General features: G+C 66.6%; 12 protein-coding genes. 9 read left to right on the top strand and 3 right to left on the bottom strand.

What is annotated here, in order from left to right; genetic code table 11:
• The 9 genes from AC1DBX_RS15780 to AC1DBX_RS15740 all read left to right on the top strand — a co-directional run.
• The coding region (locus AC1DBX_RS15780) for an HNH endonuclease (RefSeq protein ID WP_476932187.1) at positions 1 to 450 on the top strand (450 nt) is incomplete at its 5' end.
• Between the two features lie 132 nt (positions 451 to 582).
• Complete coding sequence (locus tag AC1DBX_RS15775) at positions 583 to 966, top strand: hypothetical protein (RefSeq protein ID WP_476849435.1); 384 nt, start codon at positions 583 to 585, stop codon at positions 964 to 966.
• 190 nt (positions 967 to 1156) lie between these two features.
• Positions 1157 to 2140: a bifunctional riboflavin kinase/FAD synthetase gene (locus AC1DBX_RS15770; RefSeq protein WP_476849436.1), complete on the top strand. Its 984-nt coding sequence runs from the start codon at positions 1157 to 1159 to the stop codon at positions 2138 to 2140.
• 96 nt (positions 2141 to 2236) lie between these two features.
• Positions 2237 to 3091 carry a tryptophan 2,3-dioxygenase gene (kynA, locus tag AC1DBX_RS15765; RefSeq protein ID WP_223914012.1) on the top strand — a complete coding sequence of 285 codons (855 nt, stop codon included), beginning with the start codon at positions 2237 to 2239 and terminating at the stop codon, positions 3089 to 3091.
• Positions 3088 to 4437 carry a kynureninase gene (gene kynU, locus AC1DBX_RS15760; RefSeq protein ID WP_476932186.1) on the top strand — a complete coding sequence of 450 codons (1350 nt, stop codon included), beginning with the start codon at positions 3088 to 3090 and terminating at the stop codon, positions 4435 to 4437. The genes kynA and kynU overlap by 4 nt, the downstream gene beginning before the upstream one ends.
• Positions 4438 to 4575: 138 nt before the next feature.
• On the top strand, positions 4576 to 4845 hold the full coding sequence (gene rpsO, locus AC1DBX_RS15755) for a 30S ribosomal protein S15 (protein WP_018774485.1): 270 nt from the start codon (positions 4576 to 4578) through the stop codon (positions 4843 to 4845).
• Positions 4846 to 5092: 247 nt separating this feature from the next.
• Complete coding sequence (locus AC1DBX_RS15750; RefSeq protein WP_223914011.1) at positions 5093 to 7360, top strand: polyribonucleotide nucleotidyltransferase; 2268 nt, start codon at positions 5093 to 5095, stop codon at positions 7358 to 7360.
• Positions 7361 to 7465: 105 nt separating this feature from the next.
• Positions 7466 to 8815: a M16 family metallopeptidase gene (locus AC1DBX_RS15745; protein ID WP_079551351.1), complete on the top strand. Its 1350-nt coding sequence runs from the start codon at positions 7466 to 7468 to the stop codon at positions 8813 to 8815.
• 57 nt (positions 8816 to 8872) lie between these two features.
• On the top strand, positions 8873 to 9370 hold the full coding sequence (locus AC1DBX_RS15740; protein ID WP_476888296.1) for a DUF1579 domain-containing protein: 498 nt from the start codon (positions 8873 to 8875) through the stop codon (positions 9368 to 9370).
• Between the two features lie 4 nt (positions 9371 to 9374).
• Here the strand turns inward: AC1DBX_RS15740 and AC1DBX_RS15735 are convergent, their stop codons facing one another.
• The 3 genes from AC1DBX_RS15735 to moaA form a co-directional block, all read right to left on the bottom strand.
• On the bottom strand, positions 9375 to 9656 hold the full coding sequence (locus tag AC1DBX_RS15735; protein WP_476932185.1) for a hypothetical protein: 282 nt from the start codon (positions 9654 to 9656) through the stop codon (positions 9375 to 9377).
• A gap of 131 nt (positions 9657 to 9787) precedes the next feature.
• Positions 9788 to 10054: a MoaD/ThiS family protein gene (locus AC1DBX_RS15730; RefSeq protein ID WP_229992995.1), complete on the bottom strand. Its 267-nt coding sequence runs from the start codon at positions 10052 to 10054 to the stop codon at positions 9788 to 9790.
• 7 nt (positions 10055 to 10061) lie between these two features.
• On the bottom strand, positions 10062 to 11201 hold the full coding sequence (gene moaA / locus AC1DBX_RS15725) for a GTP 3',8-cyclase MoaA (RefSeq protein WP_223914007.1): 1140 nt from the start codon (positions 11199 to 11201) through the stop codon (positions 10062 to 10064).
• Positions 11202 to 11305 lie beyond the last annotated feature (104 nt).

The raw sequence follows: 11305 nt of genomic DNA, 5'->3' as shown, positions 1-11305 counted from the left end.
GCACAGCACGGCACCGGAACCAGGCACGGCACCGGGACGCTGCTGTTCACCGGCCCCGTCACCGCAGGCACCATCCGCAAGCTCGCCTGCGACGCCGACATCATCCCCGTCGTCCTCGGCGGCGAGGGCCAGGTCCTGGACATCGGCCGGGCCTCCCGCATCTTCCCGCCCCACATCCGCAAGGCCATCACGGCCCGGGACCGGGGCTGCGCCTTCCCGCAATGCACCATCCCGGCCCCCTGGTGCGAGGCCCACCACATCACCTACTGGTCCCGCGCCGGAACCACCGGAACCGGCAACGGCACCCTGCTCTGCTCCCATCACCACCATCTGATCCACAAGGAACACTGGAGCATCCAGATGCGCACCGGCATCCCCTGGTTCATCCCGCCACCCCACCTCGACCCCGCCCGGACACCCCGCCGGAACACCTACTTCCGCCTGGAGTGACCCCGTGCCTGGACGGACGCTCGCCTCGACTGACTCGGTGGGACCCCCGCAACCGCGCCCTCCGTCGCCGGGCTCCCTGCACCGGGCCGAAAGTCCCAAGCCTCCGCGCCACGGCGGGCCTAGGGTGGAGGCATGGACCAGCGCAGTCTGATGCTGCGGGCAGTGAAGACGCTCCACACCCTTGCCTGGCTCGTGATTGAGGCCTGCATGGCCTACGTCCTGTACGCCGGCATCACGGGCCGCAATGACCGGAAGACGAGGGCTGCCGCCGTCGTGGTCGCCAGCGAATCGCTGATTTTTGCGGGCACCGGCTTCCAATGCCCGTTGACCGTCGTCGCGAAAAGTCTTGGCGACGGCTCGGGCTCCGTCACGGACATCTACCTGCCGCGGTGGTTAGCGAATATCCTGCCCGGGCTCCACGTCCCCCTCATCCTCGTCGCAGTGCTGCTGCATTGGCGGAATTGGCGGAAACAGACGGTGCGCGACAGCGAGCGGCGGCTTTTGCTGGGGCGATAGTGCGCGCCCGCCTCACACCTTCGCCCTGCCGCCGATTAACCGTGGTCCCTCCGGCGGGGCCTTTACGCGGATGCCCCGGAGCCCGGCGGACCGTCCGGGAGTTGCCCGGATTGCGGGTAATCTAAGAGAGTTCCGGAGCCGGCACGGTCGCTCCGGAGCAGTTCATGGCAGGCAGCAAAAGGCGAGGTTGATGGTCCACATCTGGAACGATCTGTCCGAGGTCCCGGCGGACTTTGGTCCTTCGGTTGTCACGTTCGGCAATTTCGACGGCGTGCACCGCGGCCACCAGCAGGTGCTGTCGCAGCTCATCCGTACCGCCCGGTTGAAGCACGCACGCGCCGTCGCCATCACCTTCGACCCACACCCCGCGCAGGTACACCGTCCGGAATCGGCTCCCGAACTGATCATGGGGCTGGAGGACAAGCTCGTGGCCCTCGGAGAGCTCGGCCTCGACGCCGTGCTGGTGATGAAGTACTCGATGGAGCTCGCCAGCCTCACCCCCGAGGAATTCGTCGCGTCAGTGCTGGTCGACAGCCTCAAGGCCAGCCACGTGGTGATCGGCCACGACGCCCGGTTTGGCCGCGGCAATTCCGGCGACCTCGCCACCATGCAGGAGCTGGGCAAGAAGCTCGGGTTCGAGGTGCTGGTCATCAGCGAATTCGGCTCAGAGGGCTTTCCCATCCACGACGACGACGGCACGGACCGCCGCTGTTCGTCCACGTGGGTGCGCGAGGCCCTGCGCGCGGGCGACGTCGCCACCGCCGCTGCCGTCCTCGGCAGGCCGCACCGGATGCGCGGCGAGGTGGTGCACGGTGCCGCACGCGGCCGCGACCTCGGGTTCCCCACCGCGAACCTCTCCTCGACGGCCACCGGGTACATCCCCGCGGACGGCATCTACGCCGGCTGGCTCGTGGACCAGGCAGGCACGCGCTGGCCCGCCGCCATCTCCGTAGGCTCGAACCCGACGTTCGACGGCGTGAGCCGTCAGGTCGAGGCCCACGTGATCGACCGCCCGGAAGAGTCTCCCGACGACTTCGATCTGTACGACCAGACAGTTGTGGTGGAATTTGTCGCCAGGCTCCGCGGCATGGTGGCGTACCGTGGGGCTGAAGCTTTGGTGGAGCAGATGCGCCTGGACGTCGTCCAGGCCCACGACCTCCTGTTCGCCCGCTAAAAACCGGGCCGGATCGGCGTCGGCCCCGCGCTGACAATGTTCTGGTTCACTGGAGCCGCGCTGATTCACAGCCACTTGGCAAGGAAGGCAAGACACGTGACCATCGAGAAAAACACGAGGGAACTGGACCAGGACATTGTCCGGGATTTCAGTGCGCGGATGAGCTACGCGTCCTACCTGCAGTTGCCCACCCTGCTCAGCGCCCAGCAGCCGGTCAGCACCCCGGAACACCACGACGAGATGCTGTTCATCATCCAGCACCAGACCACGGAGCTGTGGCTGAAGCTGGTATTGCACGAGCTTCGCAGCGCCGCCGCGTGGCTGCGGTCGGACGACCTCGGGTCCGCCCTGAAGGCGATCGCCCGCGTCAAGCACATTCAGAAGACACTCACCGAGCAATGGTCCGTGCTGGCCACCCTGACGCCCACCGAGTACTCCCAGTTCCGCGGCTTCCTCGGCAACTCGTCCGGATTCCAGTCCAGCCAGTACCGTGCGGTGGAGTTCCTCCTCGGCAACAAGAACGCCAAGATGCTTCCGGTGTTCGAATCGGACCCCGAGGCCCACGAGATGCTGCGCGAACTGCTCGAAGCCCCCAGCATCTACGACGATTTCCTCGCCTATCTCAAGCGCCAGGGCTTCGACGTCCCGGCCTCCCTGCTGGAGCGCGACGTCACCAAGGCCCACGAGTTCTGCCCCGAACTGGTCCCGGTGTTCAAGTACATCTACGAGAACGCCGCCGACAACTGGGGCGCATACGAGGCCTGCGAGGAACTTGTGGACCTTGAGGACAACTTCCAGCTGTGGCGTTTCCGCCACCTGCGCACCGTCCAGCGGACCATCGGCATGAAGGCCGGCACCGGCGGATCCAGCGGCGCCGCGTTCCTGCAGAAGGCCCTCGAACTGACCTTCTTCCCCGAGCTCTTCGCTGTGCGGACGGAGATCGGCCAGTGAGCATCTCCGCCAACACCGACGCGCCGGACAGCCTGTGGCAGCGCGCCCTCGACCTCGACGCCGCGGACCCGCTGGCCGGCTACCGCGACCACTTCGTCGGCACGGACACGGACCTGTCCTACCTTGACGGCAACTCCCTGGGCCGTCCGCTCAAGCGGACCGTCACCGACATCAGCAGCTTCATCCAGGACAGCTGGGGCGGCCGCCTGATCCGGGGCTGGGACGAGGAATGGCTCGAACTGCCCCAGAAGATCGGCGACCAGCTCGGCCGCGCCGTGCTCGGCGCGGCGCCGGGGCAGACGATCATTGCCGATTCCACCACCGTGGTGCTGTACAAGCTCATCCGCGCCGCGCTGGCAGCCGTCACCGATCCGGCCCGGACCGAGATCGTCCTGGACACGGATAATTTCCCCACCGACCGCTACCTGGTGGAGGGAATCGCCCGTGAAGAAGGCCTGACCCTGCGCTGGATCGACGCCGATCCGGCCTCCGGCGTCACCGTCGAGCAGGTGCGCGACGCCACCGGCCCGGCCACCGCCGTCGTGGTCCTGAGCCAGATCGCCTACCGCTCCGGCTTCCTCGCGGACCTGCCGGGCATCACCGCGGCAATCCACGACGCCGGCGCCCTGGTGGTGTGGGACCTGTGCCACTCCGCCGGGTCTGTGGAGATCGCTTTGGACGACGCCGACGTCGACTTCGCGGCAGGCTGCACCTACAAATATCTGAACGGGGGACCGGGCTCGCCCGCGTTCGCCTACATCAACGCACGGCACCTGGCCGGGCTGCAGCAGCCCATCTGGGGCTGGATGGGGCGCAAGGACGCGTTCGAAATGGGTCCCGGCTACGAGGCCGCCCCCGGCATCCGCGGCTTCCTTAGCGGCACTCCGGCGATCTTCGGGATGCTCGCCATGCGCGGCACCCTGGACCTGATCGAGGAAGCGGGGATGGCGTCACTGCGGGAGAAGTCACGGGTGCTGACCGCTTATGCCCTCGAACTTTACGACGCCTGGCTGGCGCCGGCCGGCGTGCAGCTGTCCACCCCGCGGGCGGCGGAACTGCGCGGCAGCCACGTGACGATCGACCACCCGGCCTTCCGGGAAATGACGGCCACATTGTGGGACCAGGACGTGATTCCCGATTTCCGCGCCCCGCAGGGCATCAGGATCGGGCTGTCGCCGCTCAGCACATCCTTCGCGGAGCTTTACCGGGGCGTCGCCGCTATTCGCGAACTGCTCGCAGCCCAGGAAAGTGGAAAACCGCAACCGCCGCAGGCAGCTGGCGCGCCGGCAGAGTCGGCGGCCGCGCCCGGCGGTTTCGACAAGACCGCGGACGTGCCACTAAACTGAACGTTGGATCCGGCTGCAGTCCGTGGCGGCTGGCTCCTGTTGTGTACGGAATGCCCGGCTTCGGCGGGGGATTCCGGGACGGCACCCCCGGCAGTGAATTACTGATTCGGGCCTCACGGCACATCTCTAGGAGTTATTGTGGCACTTGAAGCCGCTGTAAAGCAGTCCATCATCAAGGATTTCGCAACGTCCGAGGGCGACACCGGTTCGCCGGAGGTCCAGGTTGCAGTCCTGACTCAGCGGATCAAGGATCTCACTGAGCACATGAAGGAGCACAAGCACGATTACCACACCCAGCGCGGTCTGCTGGCCATGGTTGGTCGTCGCAAGCGCATGCTCACCTACCTCAAGAACACTGACATCACCCGCTACCGTAAGCTCATCGAGCGCCTCGGCCTGCGTCGCTAGTCAGTTTTAAGGGGCGGCCCCTTCCGGACCGGAAAGGGCCGCCTTCTTCAGGAAAAAACTAAACAGGAGGATCAACCGCATCACGCATTCGCGGTCCTCGGTAGTGATCCCCGGGAACGGCCTCAAGGAATGAGGCCCGGCCCGTGGGTCTCGATCGATGACCGGGTGCAGTGCAGGCCAGTAGACAGATGCTGGGCTGGGTTGATGCGGCTGGGCTCCGTGAACCAAGAAACGGAGGTGACTCTCTATGGAGGGTCCCGAAATCCAGTTCTCAGAAGCAATCATTGACAATGGCCGCTTCGGCAAGCGTGTAATCCGCTTTGAAACCGGCCGCCTTGCCAAGCAGGCAGCCGGCGCAGCGATGGTCTACATCGATGAAGAGACCGCGCTGCTGTCCGCAACCACCGCCGGCAAGCACCCGCGTGAAGGTTTCGACTTCTTCCCGCTGACCGTCGACGTCGAAGAGCGTATGTACGCCGCCGGCCGCATCCCGGGCTCGTTCTTCCGCCGCGAAGGCCGTCCCTCCACGGAAGCCATCCTGGCCTGCCGCCTCATGGACCGCCCGCTGCGCCCCGCGTTCGTCAAGGGCCTGCGCAACGAGGTCCAGATCGTCGTCACCGTGCTGTCCATCAACCCGGACGAGCTCTACGACGTCGTCGCGATCAACGCGTCCTCGATGTCCACCCAGCTTTCCGGCCTGCCCTTCTCCGGCCCGATCGGCGGCGTCCGCGTTGCCCTCGTTGCCGACGAGAACGGCTCGCAGTGGGTTGCGTTCCCGAAGCACTCCCAGCTCGAGAACGCCGTCTTCAACATGGTCGTCGCCGGCCGCATCGCCGGTGACGACGTCGCCATCATGATGGTTGAAGCCGAAGCCACCGACAACTCCTGGAACCTCATCAAGGAACAGGGCGCCACCGCCCCGACCGAAGAGGTTGTCTCCGAAGGCCTCGAGGCTGCCAAGCCGTTCATCAAGGCCCTTTGTGAAGCACAGTCCGACCTGGCAGCCCGCGCCGCCAAGCCGACCGTCGAGTTCCCGGTCTTCCTGGACTACCAGGACGACGTCTACGCCGCTGTGGAGTCCGCTGCCGCCGAGAAGCTGGCCGCTGTCTTCCAGATCGCCGACAAGCAGGAACGCGACACCGCGTCCGACGAGCTCAAGGACGAGGTCACCTCTTCCCTGGCCGGCCAGTTCGAAGGCCGCGAGAAGGAACTGTCCGCAGCCTTCCGCTCCGTCACCAAGCAGGTTGTGCGCCAGCGCATCCTCAAGGACCAGATCCGCATCGACGGCCGCGGCCTGACGGACATCCGCCAGCTCACCGCCGAGGTTGAGGTTCTGCCCCGCGTCCACGGCTCGGCCATCTTCGAACGCGGCGAGACCCAGATCATGGGTGTCACCACGCTGAACATGCTCAAGATGGAACAGCAGATCGACTCGCTGTCTCCCGTGACGCGCAAGCGCTACATGCACAACTACAACTTCCCGCCGTACTCCACCGGCGAGACCGGCCGCGTCGGTTCCCCGAAGCGCCGCGAAATCGGCCACGGTGCCCTCGCAGAGCGCGCCATCATGCCGGTGCTGCCGTCCCGCGAGGAATTCCCCTACGCCATCCGCCAGGTGTCTGAGGCTCTCAGCTCCAACGGTTCGACGTCGATGGGTTCCGTCTGCGCCTCCACGCTGTCCCTGCTGAACGCAGGCGTGCCGCTGAAGGCTGCTGTTGCGGGTATCGCCATGGGCTTGGTCTCCGACCAGGTCGACGGCCAGACCCGTTACGCCGCCCTGACCGATATCCTCGGCGCCGAAGATGCCTTCGGTGACATGGACTTCAAGGTTGCCGGTACTTCCGAGTTCGTCACGGCCATCCAGCTGGACACGAAGCTCGACGGCATCCCGGCCTCGGTCCTGGCCGCCGCCCTGAAGCAGGCCCGCGAAGCCCGCCTGCACATCCTGGACGTCCTGAACTCCGCGATCGACACCCCGGACGAGCTCTCCGAGTTCGCGCCGCGCGTCATCGCGGTCAAGATCCCGGTTGACAAGATCGGCGAGGTCATCGGCCCGAAGGGCAAGATGATCAACCAGATCCAGGAAGACACCGGAGCCGACATCTCGATCGAGGACGACGGAACTGTCTACATTGGCGCCACCAACGGCCCGTCTGCCGACGCAGCACGGTCCGCGATCAACGCCATCGCCAACCCGCAGATTCCGGAAATCGGTGAGCGCTACCTGGGCACGGTCGTCAAGACCACCACCTTCGGCGCCTTCGTTTCCCTGACCCCGGGCAAGGACGGCCTCCTGCACATCTCCGAGCTGCGCAAGATCGCCGGCGGCAAGCGCGTGGACAACGTCGACGACGTCGTCTCCGTGGGCCAGAAGATCCAGGTGGAAATCACCAAGATCGACGACCGCGGAAAGCTGTCCCTCTCGCCCGTAGTGGCTGAGGAGGCTGGCGCGGAAAATGCAGGAAACACGGAAAACGCTGACAACGCCGAGGTCTCCGCGGACGCCGCAGAGTAGTCTCTCCTGAGTCAAAAAGCGGGGCCGGTGGATCAACCACCGGCCCCGCTGCTGTTAAAGGTAGGATGGCAGGCAGATTTGGCATGTGTTCAATGAAAGGCCTTGATGACTGTCGTCCCCCTGCCGCTAGAGCAGAACCAGCACGCTGACACCCTGATCCACGGCGCCGACGGCGGCTCCGAGGTGCGACGCTCGGTCCTGCCCGGCGGCGTCCGCGTCCTCACCGAAGCGATGCCCGGCCAACGCTCTGCCACGATCGGTTTCTGGGTCGGCGTCGGCTCCCGCGACGAGGCTCCCGGCCAGCACGGTTCCACGCACTTCCTGGAGCACCTGCTCTTCAAGGGCACCAAGCGCCGCACCGCGCTGGAGATCGCCTCGGCCTTCGACGAGGTCGGCGGGGAATCCAATGCGGCCACCGCGAAGGAAAGCACCTGCTACTTCGCCCGCGTGCTGGACACGGACCTTCCCATGGCGATCGACGTCATCGCGGACATGATCACCGGCGCGGTCCTGGACCCGCAGGAGATGGAGCAGGAGCGGGACGTCATCCTCGAGGAAATCGCCATGGACAGCGACGATCCCACCGACGTCGCGCACGAGAACTTCGTGGCCGCCGTGCTGGGAACGCACCCGCTGGGCCGCCCCATCGGCGGCACGCCGGCAGCCATCCGGGCCGTGGCACGCGACTCGGTGTGGGACCACTACCGCCGCTACTACCGTCCCGACGAGCTCGTGGTCACCGCGGCCGGCGGCCTGGACCACGACGTCGTCTGCGGGCTCGTGGTGGATGCCCTGCACTCCGCCGGCTGGAACCTTGAGGCCGCGGCCGCCCCCGTGCAGCGCCGCTCCACCGAACGTGCATCGATCACCGGCACGGCCGGCCTGCATGTGGTCAAGAGGCAGGTGGAGCAGGCCAACATCATTATGGGTTGCCCGTCGCTGGTCGCCACCGACGGCCGCCGCTTTGTGATGAGTGTGCTCAACGCCGTCCTCGGCGGCGGGATGTCCTCCCGCCTCTTCCAGGAGGTCCGGGAAAAGCGCGGACTCGTCTACTCGACCTACTCTTTCGCCTCCTCCTACGCCGATGCCGGCTATTTCGGCATGTACGCCGGATGCACCCCGTCGAAGGTCCGCCAGGTCATTGATCTGCTGGGCGCCGAACTGGACAAGCTGGCTGCCGACGGCATCTCAGACGAGGAGCTGCGCAAGGCGGAGGGGCAGCTGTGCGGCGGAATCGTGCTGGCGCTGGAGGACACCGGTTCCCGGATGTCCCGGCTGGGCCGCGCGGAACTGGTGTCCGGCGAGTACCAGGACATCGATGAGACCCTCCGCCAGATCAAGGCCGTCACAGCCGCGGAGGTCCAGGAGCTCGCCCGTGAGCTCGCGGCAGCCCCGCGGACCGTCACGGTGGTCGGGCCGTTCGAGGAAACCGAGACGTTCGGACTCCTGGCCTAGACATTCCAACTGGCGCGGCGCCATGATGGTGGCGGGGTCACTCGGGAGGAACTCCATATGGGAGAAACTGTGGACCGGCCGCTGCCAGGCAGTGCATGCGAGGCGCTTGAGGCTTTCCTGGGCCATTGGACGGGGACCACGCACTGGGAGGCAACCGCGTGGGGTCCGGCGCGCACCGCGGACACCGAGATTATCTTTTCCCGGGCAGCAGCCGGGCTTGCCGTCACCCAGAGCTACCGGCACACGGATGCGGACGGGACCCGGTCCGAAGGCCACGGTGTCTTCACGACGGACCCGGACCATCCGGAGACCTTCTGGTACCACGTCAACAGCTTGGGGTTGCCGCCCGAGGGACCCGCGCGCGCCAGCATGGAAGGCGGCACCTTGACCGTGGAACGGCGAAGTGACCGCGGGACCGCACGGCACACCTTCCGGGTGGACGACGGCGAACTCACTCATGCCGCCGGACTCCGCCTGGGCAGGGCGAGCGATTTCACGCCCTTCATGACCACCGTGTGCCGCCGCGTCGCTGAGGGCGCTGCCGTACCGGCGTGAGGACTTAGGAGGCGGCCTGCAGGATCCGGGTCTTCGGAGTTCCCTCTAGGCCGGGCGCCGCCTCGGCGGAGTTCCAGACCTTCGCCTGAAGATTGGCCAACAAGGCCTCTGCCTGCTCGCGCTGCTCGAAGTCCAGCTCAACGACCACAGAGTGCGGGTCGTCCACGGGTTGGTTGATGCGGTACGCGGTGACGCCCGACGCCGCGCGGTTCACCGGATCACGGTCGAACGCCGCTTTCCACATGGAGAAATCCTTGATCCTATGCTCGATCTGCAAGGTGAACATGCTGCCCTCCTCGTTGGTGTTTGTTGCCCGCCGCGGCGGATATTCCACACTCTAGAACCGGCCAGCTGAACGCGATACCCCGGACTTTGTGAACCCGACATACCGGCTTTATGGAGCCGGGCGTGCCCGGGTTACCCGCCGGCGAACGGCGGCAGCACGTCGACGACGTCGGCCGGCTTGAGCGCCGCGGCATGGTCCCGCACGGCAACTTCGTTGAGCAGGAAGCTGGAGCGGGACAGGATGCGGGCCAGCGGCGGCGTACCGGCCGGCGGTTCGGGGCGCTCGACGGCGAGGATCGCCTCGAGCAGCGAGGCGAGGGTGTCGCCGTCGGCGAGGTCGTAGCGTTCTTCATCCACGCCGGCGGCAGCGCGTGCGGCAGCGAAGTAGCGTACATTCACGAAAAAGTCAGCCTCCGATGGCGCTCATGCTGCGGTCCGGCTGGACGAAGTCGGGCGCGTCGAGGCCCACATGGTCCATGCCGTGGGCCTTGGGCTTGATCCACATGGCATCCTGCCAGCGTTCGGCGAGCTGTTCGTCGCTGGCGCCCTCGCGCAGCAGCCCCAGCAGATCCACTTCCTCGCGCGAGAACAGGCAGCTCATGATCTTGCCCTCGGCGGTGATGCGCGTCCGGCGGCAGTCCGAGCAGAACGGCTCCGTGACGGAGGCGATGATGCCCACAGTGCCGAGCAGAGGGCCGGCGGCGCGGTCGGTGCCGGGAACCCGGGCCCGGACTTCGAACCGTTCGGCCGGGGCGCCGTCGCGGTCCCGCGGGTCGGAACTGAGCACGTAATCGACCGAGAGCAGTTCCCGGATCTCCGCGGCGGTGATCATGTTCCGCCGGGTCCAGCCGTGGTCCGCGTCGAGCGGCATCTGTTCGATGAAGCGCAGTTCATAGCCGCGGTCCAGTGCCCAGGCCAGGAGGGCCGGGGACTCGGCGTCGTTGATGCCGCGCATGAGTACAGCGTTGAGCTTGACCGGGCCCAGGCCTGCGGCCCAGGCGGCGTCGACGCCGGCGAGGACCCTGTCCAGGAAGGGCCGGCGGGTCAGCTTGGTAAAGGTTTCTTCATGCAGGGAGTCCAGCGAGACGTTGATTCTGGTCAGTCCCGCGGCTTTGAGTCCGGCGGCCTTCTTGTCCAGGCCGACGGCGTTGGTGGTCATCGAGATTGGCAGGCCGGGGTGGGCCTGGCGGAGCGCGGCGATGATCTGCAGCAGGTCCGCCCTCACCAGGGGCTCGCCTCCGGTCAGCCGCAGTTCACGCACGCCGAGCATGTCGACGCCGATCCGCACGATCCGGACTATTTCCTCCGCGGACATCACCGCCTGCTTGGACAGCCATTCCAGGCCCTCGGCCGGCATGCAATAGGTGCAACGCAGATTGCACTTGTCCGTCAGTGAGAGGCGCATGTCCGTGGCACGGCGGCCGTAGCGATCCACGAGCCCTGCAACCAGGCCCTCCGGACGCCCGGACAGTGCGGCTGCAGCAGGCACTCCCGCTCCGGGACTGCCTGCCGCGCGGGGCTGGGGCATACCCAGTTGAACTGTCATAGAGTCAGGCTACGCCACCTCGCTGCCCACGTCACAGCCGCATGCCGGCACGGATATTACGGATTCGGGAACGATGTCCGGCGGGGGTCCGGAGCCCTGCCCGG

The sequence above is a fragment of the Arthrobacter sp. 10N44_2 genome (assembly GCF_056394385.1).
This window is presented reverse-complemented; position numbering and strand designations above follow the sequence as displayed.

Excerpts from the sequence above, each read along its gene's own strand:
- AC1DBX_RS15740 (WP_476888296.1), top strand. The coding sequence starts at position 8,873 with ATGGGAGAAACTGTGGACCGGCCGCTGCCAGGCAGTGCATGCGAGGCG.
- AC1DBX_RS15750 (WP_223914011.1), top strand. The coding sequence starts at position 5,093 with ATGGAGGGTCCCGAAATCCAGTTCTCAGAAGCAATCATTGACAATGGC.
- AC1DBX_RS15775 (WP_476849435.1), top strand. The coding sequence starts at position 583 with ATGGACCAGCGCAGTCTGATGCTGCGGGCAGTGAAGACGCTCCACACC.
- moaA (WP_223914007.1), bottom strand. The coding sequence starts at position 11,201 with ATGACAGTTCAACTGGGTATGCCCCAGCCCCGCGCGGCAGGCAGTCCC.
- AC1DBX_RS15735 (WP_476932185.1), bottom strand. The coding sequence starts at position 9,656 with ATGTTCACCTTGCAGATCGAGCATAGGATCAAGGATTTCTCCATGTGG.
- AC1DBX_RS15745 (WP_079551351.1), top strand. The coding sequence starts at position 7,466 with ATGACTGTCGTCCCCCTGCCGCTAGAGCAGAACCAGCACGCTGACACC.
- AC1DBX_RS15770 (WP_476849436.1), top strand. The coding sequence starts at position 1,157 with ATGGTCCACATCTGGAACGATCTGTCCGAGGTCCCGGCGGACTTTGGT.